Source organism: Streptomyces sp. NBC_00012, from assembly GCF_045040875.1.
Classification (GTDB): domain Bacteria; phylum Actinomycetota; class Actinomycetes; order Streptomycetales; family Streptomycetaceae; genus Streptomyces.
Genome location: NZ_CP108310.1, coordinates 1151128 through 1177456 on the forward strand (window position 1 = coordinate 1151128; position 26329 = coordinate 1177456).

The following is a 26329-nucleotide window of genomic DNA, read 5'->3' on the forward strand; positions in this document are numbered from 1 at the left end:
GAGTCCCGGTCCTCGTGGTCAAACTGCCATGGATGATCGACAACTGCGACGGGTGAGTACGAGCTGGGCTCCGCCCGGTGGCGGAGCCCAGTGCCCCCGTCCCTGACATCGTGGCGTGCGGTGGCATCCGCGAGTTGGCGATACGCGCCCCGTTACTTGTCGCTCAGCGCGGCCCGTTCCGTATCAGGCACACCGCCCAGTGCCATCTGCCTGAGCTCTCTGGGCGGCACGCCGTATCTCGCACGGAACGCCCGGCTGAATTCCGGCGGGCGCAGGAACCCCCACCGGGCGGCGACGGCACTGATCGAGCGTTGTCGCAGGCGGGGGTCAGTGAGGTCGGCGTGACAGCGTTCCAGCCGACGCCGGCGGATCGAGGCCGACACGGTCTCCTCCTGCTGCCGGAAGAGGGTGTGCAGGGACCGCACAGATATGTGATGGTGCGCTGCGATGTCCGCCGGGCTCAGTTCCGGATCACCGAGGTTGTGGTCGATGAAGGTGTTGACGCGAGCCAGAAGGGCCTGTTGACGGGTCTCGGCCGGGAGGTCACCGTAGGCACCGACGTGCTGCGCCAGGCAGGCGCCTGCCAGGTCGAGCGCCATCGCCCCCAATCGGCTCAGATCGCGTGGATCGCACTCCGGGCCATAAGCATCCAGAGTGGTCACGAACTGGGCGAGGATCGCTCCCATGCCGGTACGGGCGGACAGGGGCCGGGCGAGGAGCCGGTCGACCTTGTCGGGTGGAAGAGGTAGTTGGTCGCGCGGCAATTGCAGAATGTGCGACTGAATGTGACGGCCCCGGTCGGGCACCGAACCCTCGAACGGGTGCGAGCTGTTCCAGAGCACCATGTCGCCGCACACCAGCCCGGAGTCCTGGCGCCGCTGGCTGATCCACAGAGGGGTGCCGGAGACGAAAGTAAGCTGGTACGTGGCCGGGTCGGCCTGCCGGACGTCGGCCCAGGTACGTTTAAGGTGCGCAGGCGGGCTGTCGAACGCGGCCACCCGTACGGGACCGAGGTCCAGCAGGCCGCCCCTTGCCGGGAAGTCGGCATCGGCTCTTGCACTGCTCAAGGTCAGAGGGACCAGTTCGCGGGAGAGCATGTCGGCCCAGAAGGGCAACCGCTCCTGTGTGGGAAGTTCCTCGTTCGACACGTTCAGCCACATGTCCGCCCCCGATATCGCCGTTCTGATGATCCCCATCGTGCCGCCGGGACAGCCCGGCCCTCCGAGGCTATTCCCGGCTTTGTTCAGCCGATACCGCCAGAACAACGTTCAGAAGGTCGTTTGTGAGCCGCCCAGCCGCGCGACGGTCCACCCGCGGCCGCCACGGGGCGGTCGTGGGTCGCGTGAGGCGAGGCCACGCAGCCGATCCGAGGCCATTCCGGCGCCTTGCGATCGCACGCACCAGACGCCGCGCGGCCGCCCTCCGGGCGACGACGGCAGTGTGACGACTGGGCCTAGCGCCTCGGCCGGCCGCCGGTCCGCTCGTCACGGTAGCGATTCGGTCTGCTGATGATTTGGCAGATGTCGGTGTCGGTGCAGGTTGCCGGGTCGGTGTCGGCGGCCCGTTGGGCGAGTTCGCGCAGCGCCGTGCGGGTCTTGCGGAGTTCGGCCATGCGCTGGTTGATCTCGGTGAGGTGCTGCTCGATGAGGTCGCTGACGTGGTCGCAGGGGGCCTGTCCACTGTCGCGCAGGGTGAGGATGCCTCGGATATCGGCGAGGGTGAGCCCGGCGTGCTGGGCGTCGCGGATGAACGCGAGGCGAGTGATGGCTTCGCCGGGGTAGTCGCGGTAGCCGCCTGAGGTCCTGGGCGGCTCAGGCATCAGGCCGGCCTGTTCGTAGTAGCGGATGGTCTTGGCGGGAAGTCCGCTTCGACGGAGTCGACCCATTTGGGCAGGCCGGGGCCGCGCCGAGCCGGAGCCAGGCGGATCACCCGCAACGTCAAGACCGCCCGGGCCAGGGCGACGAAGGCGGGTCGGCACCAGGGCTGGGGGTGGCTTCGCGTCGTTGTTGATCTGTCTCAGCGAAGGCTGAGCGATTCTCACCGAAGGCCGGGTGACTGCTCCGGTCCGATTCGCTCGTCGGCTCGCGTTCACAGCGAGTGGTGGAAAAGCGGTGGACAGAGATCACGCGAGCGGCAGACTGACCCGGGTGAAACGACTGCTGGTGGATGTGGAGAGCGTCACTACACGGTTGGTACGTCGATTCGGTCCCCAGGTTGCCGAGTGGTGCGCTGACACGCCGGATCTCATCGCGCGGCTGACGTCCCAGTGGGGCCTTTCGCTCGGTGAGTCCCTCCCGGACGGTGCTTCGTCCGTCGTGTTCCGGTGCCGCTGGCCCGACGGCACGCCTGCGGTGCTGAAAATCAGTCCGGAGCGGGCACTTCTGGCCGAGCAGGCCGGAATGCTGGGGTGGTTCGCTGCCTCGGGCCGGGTGCCCTCTGTGCTGGCCGTCGACGAGGAAGCGGGCGCTATGGTGCTGGAGGAGATCGTGCCCGGAACGCCGGCGGAGGACATGCCTGCTGCTTCGCTTCCGGAACAGTGGTCGGATCTGCTCGCCGCCTTGCACGGGGTCACTCCGCCTCCGCTGCCGACGCGTGTGCTGCGTGGGCGGTGCGAAGAGGCCTTCGCCCGGGTCGGCAGGCGGCTGTCCGAGCCTGCGATCAGTGCACGGATGGACGTCACCGCGTGGGACAGGGCCATCCAGCGCTGCGAGCGGCTGCTGGACACGGAAGCGACAACCGTATTGCTCCACGGTGACCTGCACCGGGGCAACGTGCTCGACGGCGGCGCGGAGCGCGGTCTCATGGCCATCGACCCGAAAGCATGTGTCGGTGATCCGTGCTTCGACGCTGTGGACTACGTCGTGGCCGGCGCCGGGCTCGAGGGCGTCGAGACCCGCTGCGCGCGCGTGGCGGCGGCGTGCGGGCTCGATGGCGACCGACTCCATGCCTGGAGCCAGGTGATCGCGCCGTTCGCGGCCATCGCCCACCTCGGTGACGATGGTGAGAAACCGGTGATCGATGAACTGCTCGCGTTGACCCGGTGAGCACACCCGGAATTCCCGATCGTCTCGTGCCCCGCGCTCCGCTGGGGACGGAACACCCATCGCTCAGCCTTCGGTGAGACCGCTCAGCCTTCGGTGAGACAGGACAAGGACGCCCAAACCGAATCAACCAACAAGGTCTCCGAAAGCGAGGCGTACACCGCGGTATACGCCCCCGCTTCATTCCTGCCCTCGGGGCCCCCTGCCCGGTGCTCCTGTTCCGTCTCACTCAATCGAGACGTTGCTCAACGAACCGAGCCGTCCGCGGTGCATGGGTGCCGTCGGCGTCCGCTGCGGAACTGCGCGACGGACCGGCTCGAGGATGTCCCTCCTGTCCGTTTCGCCGGACGCGGGGTCAGCGTCCCTTCGCGGCTGGTACGAGGCCTCTCGTCGAACTGCCGACTGCCGCACGGCGTCCGGCACGCAGCCTGTGAGTCGTTGACCGGCTCAGGGCACCCGAAACCGGCGCCTTCCCGGTCACAGCAGGGCCGCCAGGCGCTGAACGCTGCGGCTGCCCTCACGCCGTACGCCCAGGGGGATCAGGGCGGCGTGGGCCGGAAGGCGCACGCCACCGGTGAATGCCACCCGAGTGCCTGTGCCTTCCGGCGCCGCCGCCACGCCAAGCAGCAGGAACCGGCTCTGCAGCCAGCACCAGCCGGGCCGCTGCACGCCGCGCAGCCGTGCCCGCATCCCGTACCTGCTGCGTGCCAGCGCCTCTATGCGCTCGCCCTGCCGACGGACGACGCGCAGCCGTTCCATGTCGGGCACGACCTGTCCGAAGGCGCCCTCCAGGTCGCCCAGCAGGGCCCAGACCCGTTCGAAGGGGGCGTCCATGTGTGCCTCGCTCACGTGGGCGCCGCGAATGCCGCCGGCCAAGACGTGCAGGCGCCGCACGGGGTCGAGGTCAGTGATGGGCCAGGGCTCGTTCATGACGTCCACGCCTTCCGGAAGGTGTCGCGGGCCCGGTGCAGCCGCGACTTGACAGTGCCCGTGCGCACGCCGAGCAGGGCGGCGGCGGTGCGCTCGTCCAGCCCCTCGACGTCACGCAGCATCAGCACCGCGCGGTGCTCGGGGGAGAGCCGGTCCAGTACGTCCCTGATGTCGGCGGAGAGTTGAGGGTCGCCGCGGGCGGGAAGCGCGCTGAGATCGGCCGGTACGGTGCGGGCGGCGCGGTGCGCGGTGCGGATCGACTCCCGTACCGCGATGGCACGGACCCAGCCGTGCAGTGCGGCTGGGTCCTTCAACGTGCGCAGCGACTTGAAGACCGCCACCAGGGACTCCTGCGCAGCGTCCGCGCCCTGGCCCAGGGCTATGGACGTGCAGACGCGGACCACGTACGGGGCGAGCACGTCCAGGAGTTCGGCCATGGCGAGGGTGTCACCACGCTGGGCGGCTCGTACGAGCCGGACCGTTCGGTCATCGGATCGTTCATCAGGCACGGGCCGCATCCTTCCACCGCGCCACGCGCAGAGTGGCGACGGCCAGGACGGCGCACAGCGGGGTGTAGAGAATGAGGTTGAGCCAGTAGAAGGCGGTGCCGGTCTCCTCGGCGAACAGCCAGTAGATCCCCGCCACCGCGCGCAGCGAGAGGCCGACGGCCACGGCCGGCGTGCCGACGCGGAACAACAGCGGGCGGGGCCGGTGCGCGCGGGCGAGAACGAAGGCGGCTGCGGTGAGGAGCAGGGCGACAAGAGGAAGCAGGACCGGTGGTGTGAACGGCACGTCCGTCCCGAGAACCGCGTGGGACAGGCTCCTGTCGTCGGCCGCGGGCCATGTGGCTCCCGTCGTCCAGTACAGGTGGAGCACGGCGTCCACGGTGAGCACCGAGGCGACGAGTGCGGCGGCACGGGTCGGTGCGGGGTTGGCGGGCTGGTACGGCATGGTGCCTCCTGCGTCGGCAAAGGAATCCGTCGCCCTGTTGAGGAGCTGTCCGCGCGAAACGTTCCCTCGGAGTACGCGAATTCTTCGGAGGCGCGCAAGGCGCATCCGGGCCCCGGCTGTCGAGCAGGCTTCCTGTGCCCGGCGATCAAGCGTCAACAGGGCTGGGACTGCTGGCAACGTTTCGCCCTCTTGGCTTCCCGGCGTCGGACGAATCGGTGGGCGGCGGCGCCTGCCCTGCGGGCTTCTGGCACTGCGTTTCGCTGTTGGCACTGAGCGTGCTGACCGGCGTGATCCGGCTCTGCGGCGTCACGCTCGATGCGGTCCAGAGCAGCGCGGGTGACCAATTGGCCCAGGGCACGCAGGGAGTGGCTGTGCACAGTGCCTCGCGGGTGTTCGTCGAGGCCCACGACCGTCAGGCCGTGTCGGACGATCGTGGTAGTTGGCGGAGACCACTGCGACGGCGGCGCGGTCCGCGGCGGCGCGGGCGGCGGTCGCAGCGGCGGCGATCGGCCGGATCAGGTCGGTGTGCGCGTACCAGTGGGCGCGGGCGGCTTCGACGAAGCTGTCGTCAGGAAGGTCACCCGGTCCGAAGCCCAGTCGGCGGCGGAGCTGGGCGGCGGTGACCGCGGGATCGGCTGCTACCCAGGAGAGGGGGACGGTGATCCCATGGGCGGCCAACGAGGCGCGGACTGCGCGATGGTTGGCGTCGGCGGTGTCGGCCAGGTCCGTTGCCCAGCCCGGGAACGGACCGGAAGCTACCCCCGGGCACACTCCAGCCATACGAGATAGGCGCTTTTGAGCAGACAACGAACGAAACCCGATACCCCCGCTCGGCCGCCGCCGAAACGGCCCACGCACCGCGTACCGGACCAGCCGCGACCGTTGCCCAGCCCCTGCGGAAGATCACTCTGCTGACCGCCCTGTCCACCCTGGCCCTGTCCTTCGACCGCGCCTGCACACGCCGACACCGGCAGCGGCCTCACCGGCATGGCGAACGCCGTCAGCGACTGGAACGTCACCGACGCCGCACACTGCCTCCAGGAACTCGCCGTCGTCCCTGGCCTCGCCGACGTGGGCGCCAGCCACGGCAACAACTGCTCGACCGGACACGGCATCGGCCACATCCAGGAACCTGCTGCAAGAGCGGCCCTTGCCCGTCGAGAATCACGTGTCGCGACACGGTGACGTGGCGAGCGGTCACCGCCGCCTGTAGACCTGCTCCCTGCCACCCCGGCGCCGGGCCAGAAGCCAGCAGCCGGCCGGGCGGACGGGGAAGTGGTCATCGGGGTGGGCGCGGAAGGCTGTGCCGGCCGTCGCTACTGGGTTTGGACCCGGTGGCCAACCTTCTCGGCCCTGCGCACGGACGCCTGGCCGCCCGCTGGGGGTTTCACGAGTTTTTCCTGCCGCCCCGGGCAGGCTGAAGGTCAGGAGAAGATCACGGACCGCGTGAGAAGGCGGTCGTCGGCTCCTGTGCCGGGAGGCAGGGTGTAGTAGGTGTCGCCTTCGCAGTCGGCATCGAGGAAGACGGTGGCGGTGGTGTCCGTGTGGTTCTTCGGAGCCCGGCTGGCCGAACCCGGTTCGGAGGCGGGGCCATGCAGGTTGATGCACTTGCCGCTGGCGGGGTTGTTCAGGAAGCCGACGGCTTCGTATCCCTCGGCGGTGGTGTAGCTGTAGCGGAACTGGCCAGTGGCCGCCGAGGCCGAACCGGGTACAGCCATCAGCAGAACGAAGGCACTGCAGGCAGCGCCAAGGGCCGCTGTGAGGGAGCGAACAGTCACTGGTATCTCTTTTCTTTCGGTGCCGGTTGGCGGTCGGCTCCGCCGCAGCTGGAGCCGGAGCAGGCCGGGGAGCGCCTGTGATCCACGCAGGGCCGCAGTACATCCTGGGCATGGCATGTGGGCACGGCGAGCGATCGCCGTGCCCACATGAGGGGATGGGGCAGCCGAGCTGGGCGTCGGTCTGGTGGGCGACGCGGTCGCTGGCAGATGCAACGTCCAGGAAGCACGCCGTGCCGCCCGTGCGTGCCGTTCACGCGGAGTGGGTCAGGTGGTGGGCAGGACCTTCCAGGAGCCGGTGCCGGTGCCGCGGTCGGTGTAGTGGCTGGTGGTCACGTCGTACTTGGCGCCCTGCTGGGTGGAATGGCCGTTGGTGTCGAGGAAGCCGCCGTTGGCGGAGCCGTAGTCGTTGAGCAGGTGCACGATGTCGTCGGTGCGGATGTGGCCGTCCGTGGGAGAGGACGTCTTGCCGAAGATGTGCCACATTCCGGTGCCCGGGCCGCGGTCCTTGGTTGCGGTGGCGGATACCTTGTACTTGGCGCCGGCCTTGGTGGAGACGCCGTTGGTGTCGAGGTAGGTGCCGCTGCCGTACTGGTTGATGAGGTAGACGACGTCGCCGCTGGTGACGCGAGTCCCGGCCGCCTTGCCGGTGGCGGAGACGACCTTCCACACCGACGTCGCCGGGCCCCGGCTGTTCGGGGTCTGGTTGGTGCTGACGTTGTACGTGGCGCCGGGCTGGCCGGAGACGCCGTTCGTGTCGAGGTAGCCGCCGTTACCGCCGTACTGGTTCTGCAGCAGGATCTTGCTGCCATAGGTCAGGTCGGTGGCGGCCTTGGCACCGATGGCGGTGGCCGGGGCGGAGAGCGAGGCGGTGGCGGCGGCGAGGACCACCACGGTGGCGCAGGCTGCCAGGCGCTGCTTGACGGTACGGAACACGACATCCCCTTCATAGCTGTCTGCTATTTCACGGTCACGTTAAGTGCGGGGAATGGGGGTGGGAGTACCGGACAGGGCCAACTCGCTCCCGGTTCACCCGAAACGTCTATCCGGGGAAAGCACCGCGACGATACGGCCAACTCCCGCGCTTCCCACGGCTGCGCGTCGTCATGGAGTGCACTGCGGAGGACCTGCTCGATCGCCTCGACCAGAACTGCCTTTGCTCGCACGGTCATCCTCCACCACAAACGCTCCCGCATCGCCGCAGGCTCGCTCCACAGCCACCGCACCCACACCACCAAGACCCATCCGATCCGCCCCGCCCCACCTGATCAGGTCACACATCTGGAACGACGTTGACTCAACCTGGAGCCCCTCGTGGAGATCCCGCGCGGGCGGCCGACATGGAGGCGCCGGCCGCCGGGGCGAGGGCCAGGCGGTGACGGATTCGGAAACGCCGCGCCACGGTGCGCCGGACTCGGCGAGGGCCTTGGCTCCGGCGGCGGCGTATCGGACGGCGAGCCGCTGCTGTGGAAGTCACCGGGCAAGTGGTTCAGCATCCACGCCTCCCACACCGGGGCCGGGCTGAGGAACTGGTACATCAACGTCGAGCACCCCACGTCCCACGCGGACGACAGGTTCGACACCGTCGACCTGACCGTGGACCTCGTCATCACTCCCGACCCGGGCACCCGCACGTGGAAGACGAAGACGACTACGCCCACGTCCGACGCCTGGCCGTCGTCTTTGACCGCGACCACCAGGCGGTGGAACTCGCCCGCCGCCATGGAGGAACGCACCGGGCCGTTCGCGGATGCAGACCGGCGGGAGACCTGGCGCTGGAAGCAGGCCTGGCCCGCGCCGCGGCTGCCCCGGGACAGGGCCTGTCCGGCGGATCAGTGACCTCCTTGGTTTGTGGCGTTGGGCGCATACATAGGGGGCCGGAGGAGAAGCCCACGGCCCTTCAGCCATGAGCAGTGGGAGGCGCACATCGTGTTGACCGGTGACTCGCTCAGCAGCAGCACCTTCGCCGTCGAATTGGGCAAGTGGCAGGTCGAGACCGTCCAGGGCGTATCGGGAATGCAACTGGAGCAGGACGTCGTCGAGGTCCGGTAGGTCTCATCGACCGGTGAGTTGACCGTTCGCAAGCAGCCGGGGGCGCGCAAGACCGGCGAGAGAGCAATTGTCAAAGCCTGTGGATCGGCGGGGAGAGGGTCCAGGGCGCTGGGACCTTGCCGAAGATCGTCCCTCCCGGACTATCGGTGTCCCGGGGTCGGGCTCAGCCGGATGCGAGCCGCGGCTGTGCGTGAGAGCCTGAAAAGGGAGGTGCCGATGAACGACACAACGTCGCACAGCCCGACGGCCTAGGTGGGCGACGGCCGGACCAACGTCCAGGCCGGTTCAACCTGACCACGACTTCGTCCATTCTTCGTAGCGAAGTTCACCTCGCTCCACCAGCCGACGGGTCTGTCCATCGCTTCGAAGCGAGGTGCACCAGGATGTCGACGCTGCTCCACCCCCGCCATGCTCAAGGCATCGATGAGGTCAGGTCACTTGAGGCCTCACTCGCGTCATCCAGGCCTGAGCCCCGGACCGCCGATGATGTCGGCAAAGGGTTCGTCGAACGGCTCCAGGCCGACGCCGTACGCCGGCAGAAGCAGTTCGAGCACGACGCCGGGCTGGCGCGTCCCGTCGTGGACCGACTCCTGGACGTTCCCGACCTGCGGGAGGCCGCGAAGCCACTCGGAGCCGACCAGAAGAGGCGGCTGGAGACCAAGACCGGGACCTCGTCCTCGCCCCCCGCATATGCTGCTGCGCCGCAGGACTGGCGGATGAACGCGGATGTCGACTTCGTCCTCAAGTCGCCGCCGTACGACGGGGCTTTTACGTCCGGTTCGGGCGCCGCGGTCAGTGCCGAGCATGCAACTTTCAGCCTGGACGTGCAAGCCATCGGATCTTCCGACGCGTGTTCCCTCAGCATGGGTTCCTGGTTCTTCGTCCCCCAGGACAACCCCGCCCTGCGACTCAGCACGTCGATCTACTTCAACAGGGACTGGCACCAGCAGGCGATGGGCTATGTCGCACACAGCCGGTTCGCGACCACGCTTCAGATCTGGGACGACACCGCCCAGACAGCGCTGCCGGCAGCCCCCATCGCACCGGGCTGGAATGACGGCGTGGGCTGGTTCGAGGCACATGGTGACCATACGGAAGGCGAGTGGATCGACGCAGACACGCACTTCCCGGCAACGGGCGGCCACTGGTACTTCATTCAGGCGGGGTTCTCCGCCTCGGTCGACGCGGACAGCGGCATCTTCGGCGTGGCTGACTCGACCATCCATGTGTCGGGGTGGCTCTCGTACCTGATGCTGGGCATCTGGTCCTGACGGAGAGACACACCTACCGCTGCGCCTTCAAGGTGCAGCGGGAGTCCGCGTGGCCTACGAGCGCCGATACATGCGCACCAGCCCGTCATAGCTCTGCGGCTCGCCGCAGCGGCGGTCTTCGGGGACTTGCGGCACCACGGCGGCGGGATCCCCGAGGCCCGCGCCCCCGCAGCCTCCCGGCCGCGGGCGCAAGCGGCCGCCTGGGGGCGTCAGGACTGCAGGAACGCCAGGACGCGGCGGCGGGTCTCCTCGGCCGGTACGCAGACGGCTGCGGCGCCGCCGCGCCCGTCGGCGCCGATCTCGGCGGCGCCGCGGCCGTCGGCGTACCGGCCCGTCACGCTCGCCCGGGTCGCGCCGCTGTGCCTGGCGACGTTCGTTAGCGCCTCGCACACCACGAAGTATGCGGTGGCCTCGACCGCTTCCGGCATCCGCCCCGGCAGGTCGACGTCGATGTCCACCGGGACCGCCGACCGGTCGGCGACGTCCGGGATCGCGGCCTCCAGCCGGTAGTCCGCCAGCCGGTAGTCCGCCAGCACCTGGGGGTGGATGCCGCGGATCAACTCAGCCATTGATCAAGGACTGCGAAGTCCTGGTCGGTGAGGCCGCGAGACGACGCAACGTGATGGAGGAGGACCGGCGCGGGGTGCGGGTCGACACCCAGTCCCGATCGGCGTCGGTGATCTCATCGTCGACCCAGGCGAACGGGCGTCCGTCCGCCCAAGCCACGAGGGTTCGGATCTTCCAGTGGAGCCCGAACCACTGATCCTCGCGTTCGTGTGCGGCTGAGGGCTCCGGCCAGTTCACGGACGGCAGCTTCGGCAGGCCAAGTCGCGGTGCCAGTTCGATATGCGCCTCCTCTTCCCAGGTTGTGGCCCAGACCAGGTCGCACGGCAGCGCCGCGAGCCGCGGCCCGACCTGCGGGACGAGCCGTGCCAGGTGCGAGTCCGTGCGGTGCCCGCCGGCCCGCGCTGCGGGCCATCACCGAACGGCAGGAGCGACCCGTCGGCGTCCAGGAAGAGCAGTGGACGATTCCCGTTCGCGGTCATGCTGCGCTCGCCTCGGGACGTTCGACGAGGTGGCCTTTCTTGAAGATGGCGCCGTTGCGGACGAGGGCGACGAGGTGGGGTGCGGTGATCGCGCGCCAGCGGGCCTGGGCGGACTCTACGAGCTTGAACACCATGGCCAGGGCGGCGGTCGGGCTTCCGGCTCCGCGGGTGACCTTCGTGCTCAGCTTCACGGTGCTGAAAGTGCTCTCGATGGGGTTAGCCGTGCGCAGGTGCACCCAGTGCTCGGCGGGGAAGTCGTAGAACGTGAGGAGTTCGTCCGCCTCGCCGGTGACCTTCTTCGTCGCCTTGGGCCATTTCGTTCCGTAGGTGCGCTCGAAGTCCTTGAGGCCCTCTCGGCGTGGTCGCGGTCCTCGGCGTTGTAGATCTCCTGCAGGGCCTTCTTCGCGCCGGGCTGTGCGGACTTCGGCAGCGCGTTGACCACGTTGCGGGTTTTGTGAACCCAGCACCTCTGGTGCCTGGCCTGCGGAAACACCTCCGCGAGCGCACGCCACAGGCCCATCGCGGCGTCGCCGACGACGAGTTCGGGATCGCGCGTGCCGCGTCGGCGGCAGTCCCGCAGGAGTTTGGCCCACGACTCGGTCGACTCGCGCAGGCCCTCGGCGAGCGCGATGAGTTCCTTGCGGCCGTCCGCGCGCACGCCCATGAGGACCAGGACGCAGGAGTGGGCCTGGCCGAGGCGGACCTTGGGGTGGACGCCGTCGGCCCACACGTAGACGTAGTCGGAGTCCGACAGGTCACGGGCCTGGAAGGCGGTGTGGTCCTCGCTCCACTGCTTCGTCAGCCGGGTCACCGTCGCCGGGGAGAGGCCGGCGGAGGAGCCGAGGAACTGTTCCATCGCGGGCACGAAGTCCCCGGAGGACAGTCCGTGCAGGTAGAGCAGGGGCAGGACCTCGCTGATCTGCGGGGACTTGCGGCACCACGGTGCGAGGATCTGCGACGAGAACCGCTTACGCTCACCGGTCTCCGTATCGACCCGCTTGTCGTTCACGCGGGGCGCCTTCACCTCGATCGGCCCGGCGGCGGTGGTCACCGTCCGCTCGCGGTGATGGCCGTTGCGGACCACGAGGCGGCGGCTGGCCTCGTCTCGCTGGTCGGTCAACTCGGCTATGTACTGGTTGACTTCGACCTCCAGGGACGCGGCGAGCATCCGCCGGGCGCCCTCGCGCACGATGTCGTCCATCAGGGAGCCGGTCTCGGTGGCTCCGTCGTTGTTGACTACGCTGAGCACGGGCGTGCCTTCCCGACCCGCGGTGCAGCGCGGGCCTACTCGATGACCAGAAGTCGATCACTCGGGAAAGTGCGCCCTCCGCGTTCCGCGAGGCATCCCTCCCGAGACCGATCCACAAGTCCTGACCATTGCTCCGCCGTTCGCGCTGTCCAGCGCTGCAGCGGTCTCAATCCCGACGGCCAGGTCAGGCCCCAGACCTGGAAGTACCTCGGCACCCCCATGTCCGGCTGCGGACACTGAAACGGACGATCCAACCACCAGCTCAAAGCGCTGCTGCCTTCACGCCGTAGCGACGGCGTGAAGGCACAAAGGCCGGATGCCGCGCATCGGCAGAGCCCCGGAACCACTCCTCCGCCTCCTCGACGCCGATGACGCGGAAACCGGGAGGTGAGTGCACGGTGGTCATCGGGCCCGGTGCCGGATTCGTGCTCTGCCGGTCTTCGGCGGCCATGCGTGGCTGCTCCTTGGATGAAGTGCCCGGTGAGTGAGGTGAGACGGGCAGGAGAGTTGGTGTTGGATCAGATGGCCGGTCTGCGCCGGGCGGTCCAAGCCGCAGGAGTTCGGCGGACCGACCCGGCCGGATGTTCTCGCTCAGCGCTCCTTGGGCGCGGCGGGCAGGCGGAAGACGGGCAGGCCCTCGCCCAGCCGCTCGAAGAGCAGTCCGTGGTCGAGCGTCTCCTCGTCCTCGTCCTCGTCCTCGTCGGCGGCGAAGACCTCGTCCACCAGGAGCCCGCGCAACTGCGCCAGGACGTCTTCGTCGTCGTACTGGTAGTCGTCCTGGTCGAAGTAGAGGTCCGCTTCCACGGTCGCGATCGTCTCGTGGTCGTCCTCGATGACCAGGCGGGCGCGAATCGTGCCTGCCTGGAGGGTGTGGTCGTTGTAGGAGCCGTAGACGACCTCGGCTTGGATGTCACCGCAATCCACGTCGCCGTCGGTGAACATCCCACGGGCCGTTACATCGCCACGGATGGCCACGACCGAATCGGGGGCGCAGTCCATCAGCACGCCCTCGACGGTCAGTGAACCGGTCAGCACGAAGGGCGCCACCACATGCAGATGGCCCTTCACGACCAGGTCGCCGTGGTGGAAGAACGGCGTGTCCAAGAGCTGGTCACCGAGCAGGGTACGGGTGGCACCGTTGTCGCCGAGGGCCTTGGCACACATCTCCGGGACGGCCCACAGCAGTTCGCGGTCGATGCCCTCACGCAGTTGGGCGGCGAACTCCTGGTAACTGTCGAGGTCCGGCTCCACAAGCTGGGCGAGCCAGCCACTGTCGTCAGGGATCCCGGCGGCCTCGCACACCGCGGCCCGCTCGGTCCGCATGACCCCGGCCACCCGCCGGATCGCATCCATGTCGATGGGCAACAGGACGTCACCGCGAGCAGGTGCGGCAATAGCAAAATGAGATTCACTCATGTCGTCGCTCATGGTGAGGAATCTAGGGCGGCCCACTGACAACGGATCCCGATCAGGCCCCTTCTGGGCCCGTGCCGGGGCGCTGTCTGCGCGGTGAGGATCGTTTGTACCGCACAGGAAGGAATCCGATGAACCCCAGCACCAACGCCCGCCTGTACGGCCCCCCGCGGCTGGCGCCGCGCTCCAGGCGGACCGGCGTCGTCGTGCTGGCCTGGATGCTATGGACGCTCACCGCGGCGTCTCTGGCCTGGCTGACGTTCCTCGTGGCGATGACCGCGCTCTGGGGCGTCGCGGAAGGGACTGCAGTCGGCGGTTTCGTCCTGCAGTTCGTGCTGATCGTCACCAGCGCCGCCGTCGCCCTGATTGCTCTGGCCTTCGCCCCCGGAGTGCGCCGTCTGCACCGGGCGGGCCGTCTGCTCCTCACCGGCGCCCTGGCTTGCCCGGTCACCACCGGTCTCGCGATCGGGTCCTGGATCTACGTCGGCTGAACCCCCGAGCTCGTCCCGGAAGACAGCGGCGGCGAGGAGCACAACGCGCCGAGCATCCCCGCGCTGCCCCTGTTCCGCCCGCCTTTACCAGCGCATGCCGAGCTGGTCGAGGTCGGCCCGGCGCTGTTCGGTGAGCCTGTCGGCGCGTTTGCGGACGTTGTCGAGCCACATGCCGAGCTTGACCACCACGACCCCTTCGGCGCCGCCCTGACGACCTCCCGGGCCCTCTTCCATCTCCAAGTGCTCGGCGTGCTTGCGAGGTACCGCAAGTGCCCCTCATGGCCATGGAACTGCCGTGCGGCCGTGAGGTTGAGTGCCCACATATCGTCTTGCGTGCGCCGTACCGGCCGCTCTGCTTCCTCGGCGGGTTCGATCCCGAGGACGTTCTCCAGCAGCCACTGCTGCGCGGGCAGGAGCTGTTCCCACCCGTGCCGCTGCGCCGCGACCCACCTCCCGAGGTCCTCGCCCTGCACGATCACTTTGCCGACCACCACCGGCAGGGCCCCGCCGTCCTGGAGCAGGTTCTGGACGAGCCGGAAGCACCGCTGCCATCCCGGGCACCAGCCCGGGTCGATCTCCTCCAGCGCCGCGCGCCGCGCCTCGGTCATGGCACCCGCATTGGAAGGGACGGGGAGGCCGGCCTCCCGCCGCTGTGCGAGCTGTTCCGCTGCCCGGGCGGCGAAGCGTTGGTTCTTGGTCCAGGTCCCAACCGGGTATCCGTCCCATACCGCGGTGACGGGTGGCAACAGGTGCCCGCGCGCGGCCGCCCAGGCGCGGGCGGCGGTGAGGCCTTCCTCGAACGCGACGTCCTGGTGCGACCACACCATGCCCAGCCCGGCCAGCTGTTCCACCCGCCCCGCATCCAGACGCCCCGCCTTGTGGGTTTTCCGCTGGTCGGCGAGCCAGGTCCCCAGTGGGAACCCGGCCGGCGCCCAGTCGTCCGGGGTGATGTAGTCGTACGGTACCCGCAGCTGCTGCGCCCCGGTCTCTTTCACGTACCGGGCCGCGACCTGGATACCGCGCCTCCAGAATGTGTTCTCGGGCTCGATGACCCGCAGCTTCACGAACTGTGCCGGCAACGCCGGATCCCTGGGTGTGCTGAACTTCAGCAGCTCCCGTGCGGGCGCACTCGGCCCCCGCTCGCCTTCCGGCTCTTCCCGCTCACCCGCCGCCTCCTCCTCCATCTCGCCCTCCTCGACCACCCAACTGCCGCTGCGGATACGGGGGTCGGCGAGGTGCTCGATCGTTTCGGTGTCGTGTGCCCGCAGCGCCCCGAGGACCTTCGCGAGGGTTCCGTAGGCGTCCGAGGTCAGCATTTCGCCCGGTGTTTCACCCGGAGCGAGGAATACCGGAACGACCAGAGAAGCAATCTTCCCTTCCCCCGGCTTCATTCTCAGAGCCCGACCGACCATTTGCACGATATCGATCATCGACCCCCGCGCATCGCAGAACGCGACGGAATCACAATTCGCGGTGTCGACACCCTCGCCCAGTACCTTCACCGAGCTGAGCTATCGATTCCCGGTGTGGTTTGGGGTGTGGGAACGGGTCTGGGCTGGGGTGTTGCAGGTTGGGTGAGAACTGGTCGAGGTGCTTTCGGCCGGGGTGGTAGGCGCTCTGACCTGGTGTTATCTCAATTCTATTGAGAATTACTGGTGTTGTTGCAGATGGTTTCTGCGTCTAATGGCAGTGCCTGTGTTTTGCCTGGTCAGCGTGGGTTGGGTTCGCGGCCGCGTGTGGTGTGGTGGTGGGTTTCAGCGAGGTGGTCCAGGCGGACCTGGTCCAGTGACGCCTTGGTGATGCGTTCGGTGCCGTCGAGGATCGCGGTGATCGCGGCTTGCCGGATGAGTCGGGTCAGGCTCCCGATTCTTCCCGCGGTCCGCTGGTGGAGATAGGCGGCGTGACGGGAAAGCGTCCCGGCCCGGTGTGCCCGGAGATCGAGTGCGGCCTCTACTCCCGCGATCAGTTCTCTGAAGGGTTCGCGTGTGCCGTGCCGGGAACGCCCCGCATTCCACGAGGGAAGCCCGCCCCGTGAGTTGCGCCCCGCGTACCCCACTGAACAAGGGTGGCTTCGGGATGCTGCAGGACCACGGTCCGATGCCGAGTCACGAGCGTGAATTGAGGGCTGTTCTGGCTGTTCGTCGGCTGGCGACGGCATCTCAGTGCCAGGTGTTGTCGTTTCCGGAGGTCTTGGTCGGGAGCCGGTAGCCGAACTCCTCCCGGAGCTTTGGGGCGGCAGCGTCCGAACGCATCGACAGCGCGATGAGCACGGCGAAGCCGAGCGCCCAGATGCCGGCGACGATCAGTACCGGCGCGACATCCGCGGTCCGGTGGACCACAGTGCCGAGCGCTGCGGCGCCGAGCAGCGCCCAGACGGTTGTCGCCGCGTGCAGTTCGGACGCCTGGGTCGTCGTCGCGGTGATCGCGTGCGCGCGGTCGATGTCGGACACGTCCGCGCCCCCGCGGCGCACCCGTACAAGAGTGCGTCGCAGTTGCCGGATCCGGAGCACCCTGATGCCGAGAAGTACGAGCAGGCACAGGACGCCGAGCCCGACGCCGACCAGCTGCACCTGTCTCCAGATGGCAGCCGTGGGTGAGAGTGAGGGGCTCATCATGGCGAGGCTCGCGATGGCGAGGGTCACGAGCACGGGGGTGGTCGCATGGTCGAGTTCGGTGGCCTCGGCGCGCTCTCGGGCCTTGACCTGCTGCCGCAGTTCCGTGTCGGCGTCGCCGAGGAGGAGCTGAGCGGAGCCCTGTTCGCCCAGGGCCCGTGCGGGAAGGCGCTCAGACGCGGTACGGCTCCACCGTCGGTCGGCGGCGATGAGAGCGAGTACGGCCGGGACGCAGAGCACGCCTGAGAGGAGCAGGGTGATCGCCACCATCGGCCAGGCGGACGCGGCGAGCAGGATGCCGGCCGTTGCCAGGAGCAGGAAGCCGATGACGATGCTCGTCACGACCGCCGGGAAGAACGGCGTGCGTGTGACGCGGCCACGCACCTCGACCGCATTCCTCAGCGCCGACGAGTCCTCAGCCGGTGCGTACATGCCCGCGAGCGCCAGCTGATGGAAGGTCAGGGCATAGCCGAGCACGATCAGGAAGACGGCGATGCCCAGCGCCGCAGCGATGAGCGGGCCGCCGAACACCGGCACGAAACCTGGCGGGTCGTCGGGGAGACCGAGTCTGCCGATGAGCGCGAGGACGGGAAGCAGACCGAACAGCGCCCCGCAGCCCACGGCCGCTGCGCCCGACACGCGCACCAGGCCGCCAGTGATCAGGACGCTGCGGGTCGGCGGCAGCTCGGGGCCGCGGTCGCGCCGCTCATCGCCCAGGGGAGCACACTTCGCTTTCACCGTCCTAGGCTCTCACGGGTGTGCGAAGCCGTCGTTCTGCGCCCCGGCAGCACCGTCGCGGGCCTCTGATTCGGTATCTGCCTCATGCTCGACTGCATCCCCCTGGATGCCTTCTGCTAAGGGCTCCCGGCCCCGTAGGCGCGGCGCTGCTCGGCGATCCACTGCCCGAGCGGATACCCGCCGACGCCGCCCCAGCCTTCCGGTGTGACGGCCGCGTGCGGCTCCCGCAGCACCGTCCGGCCGCTTCGATCCCGCGCCGCCAGTAGGTGCCTTGCGGGTCGATGATCCGCCGCCGGTGGGTCGCCGTGCGCTCAGACGGCAGGCCGCGTCGCGGTAGGCCAGCAGCTGTTCAGTCGGGGTGCTGGGTTGGTGTGGGTAAGGAGATCAGCCCTCTTGAGCGACGGCAGCCTGGCGGAAGGTTTCGACGGAGTCGTTGGGCCCCGGATTGATGATGGCCACCATGCCCTTGCCGCACGCGGAGGGGTTGTGGATGTACACCGCATTATGGGTGGAGACGATGATGCTGAAATTATCTCCTTCGCCGCGGGTGCCGGAGTCGAAGCCACCGAGGGAGTGGCACGGGTCACTCAGGCGGGACGTGCTCTCGGCAACGCCGTCGGCCGAGCGGTGGAAGTGGAAGGTGACCGTGTCACCGGGACTGGCAGTGATCATTTCGGGGGAAAAGCGGTCCCTGCCGTCCATGCCGACTTGGACGTCAACCTCCTGGCCGGCCTGCGCGGCGGCGGGCGCCACAGGGGCAACGGCCGATGCGGCCGACAGGGGAGTGAGCAGCGATCCGCCCACTGCCATACACACCATCAGTTTCTTCACCATGCGCTGCCCAACGACGCAGGCCATGCGAGGTTTCTGCGAAACGGAGCCGCCCGCCACCCCGCAGGACCGGCCCGGCCGGCCTGGCGCTTGTTGGTCCAGACGTGACGACGTACGACACGGCCCCGCAGCCAGCAGCACAGCAAGGGGTACATGCACATGTACCCACATGGCCCGTGAACGGATTCGGTGGCCGGCCGTCGTGGACCGGGCGCGGCAGACCATGGAGTGCTACGAGGATGGCATCACGCTGCGCCAGGATGCTGGCGCTGACTGGAGCGGGTGGCAGCCCTCGCCTGCTGCCCGGAGAAGCTCAGCGAGCCCGGCAGCATCGAGGTCCCCGTCCTGCGCCCGCTTCGGGGCGATGCGGATGTGCCACAGGGCGTCGGTCTTCCACGCGGGCACGGTTCGGAGGGCAACCGTGTCTGCGGTCCCTCGGGGTCGGTGGTGGGCGAGTCAGTGGTGGCGCGTGTGGCGGAATGGTTCCGGAGGGGTGGCTCTGGAGTGGTGGCGGCAGGTGTGCGGGAGCTGGGGGGCGCCTTACGGGTGTGGCGGGCGGTGGATGGTCCAGGGGGTGGTGCGGATGTCGATGGTGTCCATCCGGGCGGCGTGGGCGGCGCTGGTGCCTTCGTCGGTGTTCTCGTAGGCCAGGCAGCTGGTGGGGTCCAGGCCGAGACGGGATGCTGCGGTGAGGTAGGCGTCCGGGGCGGGTTTGAGGCCTGCGACGTCCTCTCGGGCAACGATGACGGGGAAGAGGTGGGCCAGTCCGACGGCGGTGAGTCCGGCTCGGACGATGCGGCCGTCGTTGGCGGATGCCACCGCGACGGGACCTTTCGCGGCGGCGGCGTGGGCGGCTGCGACTACCGCTGTAACCGGACGGACCTGGTGGGCGTTGGCCAGCCAGTAGCTGCGGGCGGCGCGCACGATGTCGGAGTCGGTGCATGTTGGCGCGATTCCCTGGTCGGCGAGCAGGTGCCGGCGCAGTTCGCCGAGGTCGGCGAGTGGCACTCCGCGCAGCCACTGCAGCGGGACGTTCGTACCGTGGGTGGCCAGTGCGGCGTGGACGGCGTGCAGGTTGATCTCGCCCGTGTCGACGAGGGTGCCGTCGAAGTCGAAGATCCGTGCGGTGTAGCGGCCGGCGCGGGGGGTGGGCCCGTCGGCGTGTGCGGGCGACCGGAAGGGCCTCATTGTTGCTGCCCGGGCCGGGCCTTTGCAGGGGTGGGAAAGGCATGGGTGAGGCCGCGCAGGACATACGCCGGTGCGAGTGCGGGCAGGTCGAGCGGAATGGGCCGGGGTGAGGCTGTGTCCGGGACGGAGTCGAAGCCCCCGTCGGGCTGCTGGAGGGTACTCAGGTAGGCGCCGGCGGCGTGCAGTACCGTCGGCCGGGTGGTGGGGCCGAGGGCGGCGAGCGCGTACCCGGTGGAAATCGGGTCGCTGGGTGAGCCGTGACGATGCCCCCATCCGCCGTCGCTGTTCTGGGTGGTGCTGAGATAGCTGGTGGCCCGGTGAACGGCCTTGCGGGCATGGCCGGCGGTCTCGGGGTCGAGAAGTCGGTGCTCGAGGGCGGCATGCAGGCCATGGGCGGCACGGAACAGCGCGTTGCCTTCCGACAGACTCCAGCCGCGCTCGAAGGTGCCGTCGCTCTGCTGGTTGCGGATCAGCCAGCGGGCGCCGGAGGCGATGGCGGAGGCGTTGGCGCGGGGCCGGTCGGCCAGCGCCGTCATCGCGCCACCGGTCATGGCCGCCTCGGAGGGGTTGGTGCGCAGGTAGACGGGCCAGCCACCATCGGGGTTCTGGATCCGTCGCAGATAGGCGTGACCACGCTCCAGCGTGTGAGCGTGCAGGGCGGGGGAGTGACGGTGAAGGAGTGTGAGGACGGTGTAGGCGGTGTCGGTGTCGGTCTGGGCGACGCCTTCGGTGAAGGACCAGCCGCCGTCGTCGGCCTGGCGGGCGGCGAGCCAGGCACAGATCCGGTCCAGGAGGGCACGGTCGGCACCGGCCTCGGACAGGGCGAGGCCCGCGACCGAGGTGACCCAGGTGTCGATGTCCTGGCTGAGGGAGAACCCGCCGTCCGCGCCCTGGGTGGCCAGCAGTTGTTCGACGCCCGCATCGACCAGGCGCTGGTGAGCTCGGTAGGGGCGCAGAGCGAACAGATACAGCAGGTGGGACAGATGATTCCGTTCGTGGATACGCTCCCCGCGCAGTACGGCGGCCAGCGGCTCCAGATCGGCGACCGCGACGGGGGCGGTGTCGTGGTGGGCGTGGATGAGGCGGCAGGCCAGCATCTCCGGGCGCTTCCAGCTGTGCAGCCCTTCGGCGGCGAATGCCTCCGGGGCCCGGCGGGGCAGCGTGCCCAGGGCGCCGGTCAGGTAGAGGACGGTGTCCATCAGCATCCGCTTGCGCACGGCGGTGTGATGCCGGAACCCGGCCAGGGCGTCACCGTCCTCGGCTCTGGGCAGGGGAGTTCGGGTCATGGCCGCACGGGCCAGGGTCCGGTCCGGAGCGCTCCCGCCGGGCTGGGCCGATGCCGATTCGAGGAAGGCGTGCAGGCGGGCGCGGGCTTGGTGATGGCCGCCTGTGGCGGCGAGCAGGCGCAGTGTGAGGGAGGACTCCAGCACACGGCTGCGGCATGGGCAGTGCAGCCGGCCCTGGGCATCCACGAGCCCAGCGAGGTGGCCACGCAACCGGTGCACCGTCACCTGTAACGGAAGGGATCCCAGTGCGACCGACATCGGTTCACCTCTGCTGAAGGAGCGGGAGTGCGGGGTTCAGAAGCCAGCGAGCCGCCCGAGGCCGCCCGATGTCCTTCCGGCTTTCATGTCCAAACCACCGCCGAACGGACGCCGGAAACCTGCGGACTTCATCCAGGGAACGAGCGGACGGACGCAGGGTCACGAAGACACAGACACCGGGACCCTCCACCTTCCGGCTTGCCCAGCCAGGACGTTCCGCACAGACCGACTGATCCTGGCCCAGGAAGTGCTGTTGGCTGACGCGGATCGGTGTGCTCACCCACCTGGGTATCGACATGGTCCAGCTGAACACGAGCCGCCCACTGCTCTCGGATCACTGGCACACCAGGCGCTCCGCCTCGTACCGTCCCGGATCCCGGAAGTGTCCACGGCCGGGGCTTCCGGTGCGATGTACGCAATATGAGAGTTATTCCCTGATTCTGCGTCATGAGCGTTATATATGGCATCTGTTGCTACGTTCGCATCGTTCCATACGGCAAACTCCGGAGAAGGACACAACCATGCGTACGAAGAAGATGCGGGCGGCCGGGCTCACGGTCGCTGGGCTGTGCGTGACGGGCCTGGCCGTGGCCGGCGGGATGGCGATCGCCGCCACCTCAAGCTCCCAGGCCCCGTACGCCCAGGCCGGAGCACTGGTCAAGGCCGACGGCTCGATCGTGCACTCCAAGGGCGTCTCGGAAGTCACCAGGTCGGGCCACGTCTTCTGCGTGAAGATCAGCAACGACGACGTCGACCTGTCCCGCGCCATCGTGACGGCCACCCCCCGCGACGGCATCGGCTACACCCTCCGCGCCATCGCAGGCGGCTGCGCGAACGGGAAGGGCGTCCAGGTGGCCACCTACAACGCCGACGCCGGCGGCGCAGCCACCGCGTTCTACGTCGCCGTGCTCTGACCTGACCCGGCCCCCTGGAGGGTCCGTCCGCACGGACGGGCCCTCCACCATCGGACTATCAGTCAGTACACCGGCTTTCGCACGGCGGCAGGCACCGCGTCTGCCCTCCCGCCCTATTCGCCAGCAGCGATCGGCAATCCCCGTCGTTGGGCGGCCGATGCCGCTGCCCGGGAAGAGGCCAAGGTCTGGCAGGACGAGTGCGGCGGGCTGCCCAGGAGCAGGCTTCGAAGAAGGAAAGCGAGCACGAGGCCCGTCGTCCCGTCTGCACCGGCTGCGGGGCGAGGTTCACCAACGAACGGTGGGAGGCGGCTCACACGACGGACTGGGGAGCCCCGCAGGACACCCACCCGCACCTGTGCAACGACGGTAAGCGAAGGTCGTCGCCGAAGGCCAAGGGGTCGGCGAGTACCAGGATCGTGAGCTGGTGCATCGTGGGACAGAGCAGCACCAAGCCGGGCGCGAGGCCCAACGTCCTGTCTGCATCAAGAAGGCGATCGAGCGCGCCGGCCATGGTGTTCCCCAAGAGCCCCGCCCGTCTCCGTGCGAGGACTGCGACCAGCGGTTCGTCACCGACGTACACCAAGCCTGGCCGGATGAGAACCGGCATCAAGAGCAGGGTCAGGTCCTGCCCGAGGCCGGCGGAAGCTGGCTCTCCCGCTTCCGCGGGACGCGACCGGACCGGGACTACACCGAACTGGTCGGCGGCACGCTGGACGGCCTGCTGCTCGACATCACCGGCTGGACGGCGGAACGAGATCCAGACCGGCGCCGCGCTGATGACCGAGCTCGGGCAGATCAGCCCCGGCGGCCAGGCGATGTACAACCCGCGACCCGGCCACCCGGTCCGCTTCACTTGACCCGGCGACACTCCCTGAACCCTTCCGGTCGACTCCCCCGCGCAGCCAACCGCAGCTGCCCCGGCGAGTTCTTCCCGCCCCTTGGAGGGCAGCGTGGGCCGGCCGCCCGTGGCCGTCCTGGTCAGTAGCGTGCGGCGCATCGTTGCTCGGACAGCATGTCCGCGTCGCCCGGCGCGGGATGCCCATCCCCGCAGATACTTTCGGTGTCTTCCCCTTATGGTCAGCTTCCCCCGATCGGGCTGGAGATCCCCTGCTCCGGCTATGCGATCGACGTGCCGCTGCAGGTGGCCGTGCTCGGCGTCGTCAACCTGGGCTTCAAGGGCGGCATCAAGTTCCGCGTCGAGGCGAACCTCGGCACCGGTATGGGCGGCGTGAAGCTGGAGATCATCGGCGAGGAGTACAGCGCGGACTCCCCGGTGCTGGGCAAGGTCACCCTCTCGCAGCTGACCCGCCTCCGCCGACCCCGTCGTATCGCCAAGATCTCATGGCAAACGGTCAAGATCATCTGTCAGAGGACACCCGTACGCCCTGGTCCCGCCCGTCGGCCCGGAGTGCGATGGGGCCATGGGCACCCGCGACCAGGACCAGGACGACAACCGGCACGGCCGCCACTGACGACCACGCAGACCTGAGAGGTGACGGCCGGGCTGCGGGAGGCGATGGACGACGTCCGGCGCTCCATGGCGGTGCTCGCCGCCCAGGTCCGGCGTCCGGCCGGGGGTTTCAGGCGCGGGCGGCCGCGGCGGCGACGATCCAGTTCCGGAACTCGACGGCGTAGTGCCGCAGGTGGTGGTCCAGGACCTCGTCCGGGCACGTGACGGGGAAGTAGACCGTCAGGTTCGCGGTGAAGCCGTCGGCTGTGTCGCCGAACTGGATCAGAGCCCGCCCGACGACGGTGCCGTCGGCCAGGAAGAGGTTCGAGGACATCTTGCGCGGAAACTCCGACTCAGGGAGGAGCTCATCCGCGTCCTTGGCCCAGGCCAGCGCGTCGGTGCCCCAGCCACCCATGTAGAAGTCGGCGACGTGCGGGCCGATGTTCTCCACCACCCGCGCGCCGATCTCATCGGTGCCCATCACGTAGTGCTCGGGATGCGCCGCGAGGAGCACGCGCTCGTCACCGGCGAACGCCTTGTCCATCCAGGCCAGGAACTCGCCCGAGGTCAGCCCTTTCGTCGCGAGCACGGTGGTGCCCACCTTGAAGGCGCCGTCGCGACCGGGGCGGCCCGACCACAGACCCGACCATGAGCAGGGCCGGGACCACGGCCTGACCCGGCCCTGAATCAGGGCGCTGCCCGCTGGGCACCGGACCGACGACGAGCACGACCAGGAGCACGGGGTCGACACTGCGCCCGCGTGAGAGGCCGGCGGTTCCTCGGGCCGGGCGTTGCGGAGGGGTCGTAGGGAAGTAGTCAGCGCCGTGGGCCCCCTTGACCACGCCCGTCGACCACCCGCCCGCCAGGGAGAAACCCCTTGCCGGGGTCACCTCATCTCCGGGCCGCCCCCTGCGGGCCATCTGCCGCACAGCGTGGGAGACCGGGGAATTCAAGGGCTGCCCGAAGTAACCGCCCTCGCTGCCGCAGGAAGGCTCCGCGTCCGGTTCCGGCCGCGCAGCCTGCTCATTGTGTCGGACGTTCGTCAGCAGGTGACCGGAACGTTCAGGGTCACCGGGCTGGAGGGATAGCCGAGGGCGGATGAGGTGAACTCGGCGTGGACGGTCGAGCCGCAGGGGGCGGTGCCGCCGACGCCACGGACCTGGGTGGTCGCGGCTTGGAAACGGACCCGCTGCACCAGGTGGCCGAGGGAGGTGCCGCCGACGGCGTTGCCGGTGAGGGTCATGGTCAGGTCCTTGACCGGGAGCGTGGAGCCCGGGCTGGGCGGGCCCGCCAGGTTTATCTGGCCGTACAGCTGCACGCTGTTGCCGGTGACTTCGGCGCACACCTTGGTCGACAAGCCCACCCGGAGGGCGGACGGACCGCACGTCACGGTGGGGGCAGTGGTGGTGGGGGCGTGTGCGGCGGTGGCCGGGGCCGCGCCGAATAAGGCCAGGCCCACGACCGCGGTGGCGAGCAGAGCGATACGAGACATGAGGTAGTTCTCCCTGTTCAGAGGCGTCGTTCATAGGCATCACTGATGCACTCAGGATGCAGTTGCAATGTGACATTGCACTGGACCTCAGTATGTGTGGAGGCGGCGTGAGGGTTAACTCCCATACCTCCATGCGATCTTCGGGCCCTCACCTTCCCCTTGTCCCGCCGGGTTACGGGTACGGCTACACCCAGGGCTTCGGCGTAGTCGCGTGATATCCGGTTTGTGATCATGTGAGGCCGAGTAGGGCGAGCGGGCGTTTCGGGTCGCGGGAGTTGGCCCGGAGTGCGGCGGCGACGTTGGGGCACCGTGGTGGACGTCGGGTGCGGCACGGGCTACTACCTGGCCGGCGTTCTCGACCATCTGCCCGGCGCCCGAGGTCTGGGCATGGACACGTCGGCGCGCGCTGCGCTCGGCAGCCCGAGCCCATGAACGAGCCGCTGCGGCGACCTGGGATGTTTTCCTCTCGCCGACGAGGTGGCCGACGTGGTGTTGGACGTGTTCGCCCCGCGCAATCCAGCCGAGTTTCACCGGGTACTCCGCCCGGCCGGCCGGCTGATCGTGGTCCGTCCTACCGATCGACACCTGGTCGAGCTGCGCGGCCGAGTGCCTGCAATGGTCACCATCGACCCTGCCAAGGAACAGCGCCTGCACCGGGCGCTGGACCCCTACTTCACAGTCACTGTCACCGAACAGGTGGAGTACCCCATGGCCCTGGTCGGACTGGAGGCCCTGGACTTGGTGGGGATGACACCGAGCGCACGCCACGTGAACCATGCAGACCTGAGCGATGACGGCCTCCTGCCCGACCAGGTCGCTGTCTCTGTGCTGGCCACCGCCTACCAGCCCCGGCGACCACGAGTGGGCGCCTGCGCCTGCTGACCGACGAGCAGTGAGCACGCCTGGCGCCCTGTCTTCCCCGCAACGCCGGGAAGACAGGGCGCCCGTTCGCCGACCACCGTCGCATCATCGACGGGATCATCTACCAGTACCGCACCGGGCTCCCATGGAGAGATCTGCCCCGCGAGGCGTTCGGCCCTTGGCAGACAGTGAGGCACAACGGCTACCAGCGCATGCTGAGGGCGCCGAGTTCGGCCCGCCGTTCCGCACTGAGCCTGTCCGCCCGTTTACGCACGTTGTCCAGCCATGTGCCGAGCTTGACCACCACGGGCCCGCCAGCACCGTCCTGACGGCCTGTCGGGACCTCCACCGCCTCCAGCTCCTCAACGTGCTTCCGGGGCACCCGAAGATGCCCCTCACGAGCGTGGAACTGCCGTGCGGCTGCCAGGTTGAGGGCCCACCTATCGTCCTGCGTCCGTTTCACCGGCCGCGCGCGGCCTG

The 26329-nt window shown here is 69.0% G+C and carries 26 protein-coding genes and 8 pseudogenes; 11 read left to right on the forward strand and 23 right to left on the reverse strand.

What is annotated here, in order from left to right:
• Positions 1 to 152 precede the first annotated feature (152 nt).
• Together OHA19_RS44065 and OHA19_RS44070 are read right to left on the reverse strand one after the other, a co-directional pair.
• A complete protein-coding gene (locus OHA19_RS44065; protein WP_331754680.1) occupies positions 153 to 1196 on the reverse strand; it encodes a helix-turn-helix domain-containing protein in 1044 nt (347 codons plus the stop codon).
• A gap of 257 nt (positions 1197 to 1453) precedes the next feature.
• Positions 1454 to 1885: a heavy metal-responsive transcriptional regulator gene (locus tag OHA19_RS44070; protein ID WP_331748818.1), complete on the reverse strand. Its 432-nt coding sequence runs from the start codon at positions 1883 to 1885 to the stop codon at positions 1454 to 1456.
• 283 nt (positions 1886 to 2168) lie between these two features.
• Here OHA19_RS44070 and OHA19_RS44075 point away from each other — a divergent pair, with 283 nt between their 5' ends.
• Entirely contained in the window at positions 2169 to 3044 is an 876-nt protein-coding gene (locus OHA19_RS44075) for an aminoglycoside phosphotransferase family protein (RefSeq protein WP_331754716.1), read from the forward strand.
• A 474-nt stretch (positions 3045 to 3518) separates the two neighbouring features.
• On the opposite strand, the gene OHA19_RS44080 is transcribed toward OHA19_RS44075, so the two are convergent.
• From OHA19_RS44080 to OHA19_RS44090, 3 genes are read right to left on the reverse strand one after another with little or no spacing between them, the layout of a single operon-like run.
• Entirely contained in the window at positions 3519 to 3971 is a 453-nt protein-coding gene (locus OHA19_RS44080) for a hypothetical protein (RefSeq protein ID WP_331748813.1), read from the reverse strand.
• Positions 3968 to 4489 (reverse strand): RNA polymerase sigma factor, encoded by a 522-nt coding sequence (locus tag OHA19_RS44085; RefSeq protein WP_331734592.1) that lies wholly within the window; start codon positions 4487 to 4489, stop codon positions 3968 to 3970. Before OHA19_RS44085 ends, OHA19_RS44080 begins: the two co-directional genes overlap by 4 nt.
• On the reverse strand, positions 4473 to 4922 hold the full coding sequence (locus OHA19_RS44090; RefSeq protein ID WP_331734593.1) for a DUF3995 domain-containing protein: 450 nt from the start codon (positions 4920 to 4922) through the stop codon (positions 4473 to 4475). The genes OHA19_RS44085 and OHA19_RS44090 overlap by 17 nt, the downstream gene beginning before the upstream one ends.
• Positions 4923 to 5909: 987 nt before the next feature.
• On the opposite strand from OHA19_RS44090, the gene OHA19_RS44095 reads away from it, so the two are divergent.
• On the forward strand, positions 5910 to 6107 hold the full coding sequence (locus OHA19_RS44095; protein ID WP_331748811.1) for a hypothetical protein: 198 nt from the start codon (positions 5910 to 5912) through the stop codon (positions 6105 to 6107).
• A gap of 239 nt (positions 6108 to 6346) precedes the next feature.
• On the opposite strand, the gene OHA19_RS44100 is transcribed toward OHA19_RS44095, so the two are convergent.
• Both OHA19_RS44100 and OHA19_RS44105 read right to left on the reverse strand, forming a co-directional pair.
• Entirely contained in the window at positions 6347 to 6640 is a 294-nt protein-coding gene (locus OHA19_RS44100) for a hypothetical protein (RefSeq protein WP_331748807.1), read from the reverse strand.
• 324 nt (positions 6641 to 6964) lie between these two features.
• Positions 6965 to 7633 (reverse strand): hypothetical protein, encoded by a 669-nt coding sequence (locus tag OHA19_RS44105; protein WP_331748804.1) that lies wholly within the window; start codon positions 7631 to 7633, stop codon positions 6965 to 6967.
• 378 nt (positions 7634 to 8011) lie between these two features.
• On the opposite strand from OHA19_RS44105, the gene OHA19_RS44110 reads away from it, so the two are divergent.
• The 3 genes from OHA19_RS44110 (at position 8012) to OHA19_RS44120 (ending at position 10020) form a co-directional block, all read left to right on the forward strand.
• A complete protein-coding gene (locus tag OHA19_RS44110; protein ID WP_331748801.1) occupies positions 8012 to 8536 on the forward strand; it encodes a DUF402 domain-containing protein in 525 nt (174 codons plus the stop codon).
• A 90-nt stretch (positions 8537 to 8626) separates the two neighbouring features.
• The gene (locus OHA19_RS44115; RefSeq protein WP_331748799.1) at positions 8627 to 8749 is read left to right on the forward strand and encodes a hypothetical protein; all 123 of its coding nucleotides are present in this window, start codon (positions 8627 to 8629) and stop codon (positions 8747 to 8749) included.
• Between the two features lie 383 nt (positions 8750 to 9132).
• Positions 9133 to 10020 (forward strand): hypothetical protein, encoded by an 888-nt coding sequence (locus tag OHA19_RS44120; RefSeq protein ID WP_331748796.1) that lies wholly within the window; start codon positions 9133 to 9135, stop codon positions 10018 to 10020.
• 266 nt (positions 10021 to 10286) lie between these two features.
• Here the strand turns inward: OHA19_RS44120 and OHA19_RS44125 are convergent.
• The 5 genes and pseudogenes from OHA19_RS44125 to OHA19_RS44145 form a co-directional block, all read right to left on the reverse strand.
• A pseudogene (locus OHA19_RS44125) lies at positions 10287 to 10589 on the reverse strand (sensor histidine kinase); the annotation flags it as partial.
• Positions 10577 to 11066 (reverse strand): annotated as a pseudogene (locus tag OHA19_RS44130) (HAD domain-containing protein). The pseudogenes OHA19_RS44125 and OHA19_RS44130, both read right to left, overlap by 13 nt.
• Positions 11063 to 12315 (reverse strand): annotated as a pseudogene (locus OHA19_RS44135) (IS256 family transposase). Before OHA19_RS44135 ends, OHA19_RS44130 begins: the two co-directional pseudogenes overlap by 4 nt.
• A gap of 262 nt (positions 12316 to 12577) precedes the next feature.
• Entirely contained in the window at positions 12578 to 12766 is a 189-nt protein-coding gene (locus tag OHA19_RS44140; RefSeq protein WP_331748793.1) for a hypothetical protein, read from the reverse strand.
• A gap of 140 nt (positions 12767 to 12906) precedes the next feature.
• Complete coding sequence (locus OHA19_RS44145; protein WP_405753526.1) at positions 12907 to 13743, reverse strand: hypothetical protein; 837 nt, start codon at positions 13741 to 13743, stop codon at positions 12907 to 12909.
• Positions 13744 to 13859: 116 nt separating this feature from the next.
• On the opposite strand from OHA19_RS44145, the gene OHA19_RS44150 reads away from it, so the two are divergent.
• Positions 13860 to 14219 carry a hypothetical protein gene (locus OHA19_RS44150; protein WP_331748787.1) on the forward strand — a complete coding sequence of 120 codons (360 nt, stop codon included), beginning with the start codon at positions 13860 to 13862 and terminating at the stop codon, positions 14217 to 14219.
• On the opposite strand, the gene OHA19_RS44155 is transcribed toward OHA19_RS44150, so the two are convergent.
• The 7 genes and pseudogenes from OHA19_RS44155 to OHA19_RS44185 all read right to left on the reverse strand — a co-directional run bounded on the left by OHA19_RS44155 (position 14207) and on the right by OHA19_RS44185 (position 21060).
• Positions 14207 to 15535 carry a helicase associated domain-containing protein gene (locus tag OHA19_RS44155; protein WP_331754686.1) on the reverse strand — a complete coding sequence of 443 codons (1329 nt, stop codon included), beginning with the start codon at positions 15533 to 15535 and terminating at the stop codon, positions 14207 to 14209. The two genes, OHA19_RS44150 and OHA19_RS44155, sit on opposite strands and share 13 nt — an antisense overlap.
• Positions 15536 to 15664: 129 nt before the next feature.
• Positions 15665 to 15721, reverse strand: a pseudogene (locus OHA19_RS44160) (hypothetical protein); the annotation flags it as partial.
• Between the two features lie 206 nt (positions 15722 to 15927).
• Positions 15928 to 16285, reverse strand: a pseudogene (locus OHA19_RS44165) (ATP/GTP-binding protein); the annotation flags it as partial.
• A 93-nt stretch (positions 16286 to 16378) separates the two neighbouring features.
• Positions 16379 to 17569 carry a hypothetical protein gene (locus OHA19_RS44170; protein ID WP_331754012.1) on the reverse strand — a complete coding sequence of 397 codons (1191 nt, stop codon included), beginning with the start codon at positions 17567 to 17569 and terminating at the stop codon, positions 16379 to 16381.
• A 384-nt stretch (positions 17570 to 17953) separates the two neighbouring features.
• The gene (locus OHA19_RS44175) at positions 17954 to 18427 is read right to left on the reverse strand and encodes a hypothetical protein (protein WP_331748777.1); all 474 of its coding nucleotides are present in this window, start codon (positions 18425 to 18427) and stop codon (positions 17954 to 17956) included.
• Positions 18428 to 18940: 513 nt separating this feature from the next.
• Positions 18941 to 19588 (reverse strand): HAD family phosphatase, encoded by a 648-nt coding sequence (locus OHA19_RS44180; RefSeq protein ID WP_331754008.1) that lies wholly within the window; start codon positions 19586 to 19588, stop codon positions 18941 to 18943.
• Positions 19585 to 21060, reverse strand: a complete 1476-nt coding sequence (locus OHA19_RS44185; RefSeq protein ID WP_405753413.1) for a prenyltransferase/squalene oxidase repeat-containing protein — start codon at positions 21058 to 21060, stop codon at positions 19585 to 19587. Before OHA19_RS44185 ends, OHA19_RS44180 begins: the two co-directional genes overlap by 4 nt.
• 593 nt (positions 21061 to 21653) lie before the next feature.
• Between OHA19_RS44185 and OHA19_RS44190 the strand changes: the two genes are divergently transcribed.
• Positions 21654 to 22046 carry a hypothetical protein gene (locus OHA19_RS44190; RefSeq protein WP_331748768.1) on the forward strand — a complete coding sequence of 131 codons (393 nt, stop codon included), beginning with the start codon at positions 21654 to 21656 and terminating at the stop codon, positions 22044 to 22046.
• A 310-nt stretch (positions 22047 to 22356) separates the two neighbouring features.
• Here OHA19_RS44190 and OHA19_RS44195 read toward each other — a convergent pair whose 3' ends face one another.
• Positions 22357 to 22653 (reverse strand): hypothetical protein, encoded by a 297-nt coding sequence (locus tag OHA19_RS44195; protein WP_405753541.1) that lies wholly within the window; start codon positions 22651 to 22653, stop codon positions 22357 to 22359.
• 18 nt (positions 22654 to 22671) lie between these two features.
• Here OHA19_RS44195 and OHA19_RS44200 point away from each other — a divergent pair.
• Together OHA19_RS44200 and OHA19_RS44205 are read left to right on the forward strand one after the other, a co-directional pair.
• Positions 22672 to 22903, forward strand: a pseudogene (locus OHA19_RS44200) (hypothetical protein).
• 203 nt (positions 22904 to 23106) lie between these two features.
• Positions 23107 to 23535, forward strand: a complete 429-nt coding sequence (locus tag OHA19_RS44205) for a hypothetical protein (RefSeq protein ID WP_405753411.1) — start codon at positions 23107 to 23109, stop codon at positions 23533 to 23535.
• A 91-nt stretch (positions 23536 to 23626) separates the two neighbouring features.
• On the opposite strand, the gene OHA19_RS44210 is transcribed toward OHA19_RS44205, so the two are convergent.
• Together OHA19_RS44210 and OHA19_RS44215 are read right to left on the reverse strand one after the other, a co-directional pair.
• Positions 23627 to 24085: a hypothetical protein gene (locus tag OHA19_RS44210; protein WP_331748762.1), complete on the reverse strand. Its 459-nt coding sequence runs from the start codon at positions 24083 to 24085 to the stop codon at positions 23627 to 23629.
• A 453-nt stretch (positions 24086 to 24538) separates the two neighbouring features.
• Entirely contained in the window at positions 24539 to 24988 is a 450-nt protein-coding gene (locus OHA19_RS44215; RefSeq protein WP_331748759.1) for a hypothetical protein, read from the reverse strand.
• 306 nt (positions 24989 to 25294) lie between these two features.
• Between OHA19_RS44215 and OHA19_RS44220 the strand changes: the two are divergent.
• Positions 25295 to 25870: pseudogene (locus tag OHA19_RS44220) on the forward strand (class I SAM-dependent methyltransferase); the annotation flags it as partial.
• Positions 25871 to 25890: 20 nt separating this feature from the next.
• Positions 25891 to 26049 (forward strand): annotated as a pseudogene (locus OHA19_RS44225) (transposase); the annotation flags it as partial.
• A 2-nt stretch (positions 26050 to 26051) separates the two neighbouring features.
• Here the strand turns inward: OHA19_RS44225 and OHA19_RS44230 are convergent.
• On the reverse strand, positions 26052 to 26312 hold the full coding sequence (locus OHA19_RS44230) for a helicase associated domain-containing protein (protein WP_331748756.1): 261 nt from the start codon (positions 26310 to 26312) through the stop codon (positions 26052 to 26054).
• Positions 26313 to 26329: the final 17 nt, after the last annotated feature.

Bases quoted from the DNA above. Each gene is read 5' to 3' on its own strand.
- OHA19_RS44065 (WP_331754680.1), bottom strand. From the start codon at position 1,196: ATGGGGATCATCAGAACGGCGATATCGGGGGCGGACATGTGGCTGAAC.
- OHA19_RS44070 (WP_331748818.1), bottom strand. From the start codon at position 1,885: ATGGGTCGACTCCGTCGAAGCGGACTTCCCGCCAAGACCATCCGCTAC.
- OHA19_RS44080 (WP_331748813.1), bottom strand. From the start codon at position 3,971: ATGAACGAGCCCTGGCCCATCACTGACCTCGACCCCGTGCGGCGCCTG.
- OHA19_RS44085 (WP_331734592.1), bottom strand. From the start codon at position 4,489: ATGCGGCCCGTGCCTGATGAACGATCCGATGACCGAACGGTCCGGCTC.
- OHA19_RS44090 (WP_331734593.1), bottom strand. From the start codon at position 4,922: ATGCCGTACCAGCCCGCCAACCCCGCACCGACCCGTGCCGCCGCACTC.
- OHA19_RS44095 (WP_331748811.1), top strand. From the start codon at position 5,910: ATGGCGAACGCCGTCAGCGACTGGAACGTCACCGACGCCGCACACTGC.
- OHA19_RS44100 (WP_331748807.1), bottom strand. From the start codon at position 6,640: ATGGCTGTACCCGGTTCGGCCTCGGCGGCCACTGGCCAGTTCCGCTAC.
- OHA19_RS44120 (WP_331748796.1), top strand. From the start codon at position 9,133: ATGTCGACGCTGCTCCACCCCCGCCATGCTCAAGGCATCGATGAGGTC.
- OHA19_RS44140 (WP_331748793.1), bottom strand. From the start codon at position 12,766: ATGGCCGCCGAAGACCGGCAGAGCACGAATCCGGCACCGGGCCCGATG.
- OHA19_RS44145 (WP_405753526.1), bottom strand. From the start codon at position 13,743: ATGAGCGACGACATGAGTGAATCTCATTTTGCTATTGCCGCACCTGCT.
- OHA19_RS44150 (WP_331748787.1), top strand. From the start codon at position 13,860: ATGAACCCCAGCACCAACGCCCGCCTGTACGGCCCCCCGCGGCTGGCG.
- OHA19_RS44155 (WP_331754686.1), bottom strand. From the start codon at position 15,535: ATGCTGACCTCGGACGCCTACGGAACCCTCGCGAAGGTCCTCGGGGCG.
- OHA19_RS44175 (WP_331748777.1), bottom strand. From the start codon at position 18,427: ATGGCCTGCGTCGTTGGGCAGCGCATGGTGAAGAAACTGATGGTGTGT.
- OHA19_RS44180 (WP_331754008.1), bottom strand. From the start codon at position 19,588: ATGAGGCCCTTCCGGTCGCCCGCACACGCCGACGGGCCCACCCCCCGC.
- OHA19_RS44190 (WP_331748768.1), top strand. From the start codon at position 21,654: ATGCGTACGAAGAAGATGCGGGCGGCCGGGCTCACGGTCGCTGGGCTG.
- OHA19_RS44195 (WP_405753541.1), bottom strand. From the start codon at position 22,653: ATGCCGGTTCTCATCCGGCCAGGCTTGGTGTACGTCGGTGACGAACCG.
- OHA19_RS44215 (WP_331748759.1), bottom strand. From the start codon at position 24,988: ATGTCTCGTATCGCTCTGCTCGCCACCGCGGTCGTGGGCCTGGCCTTA.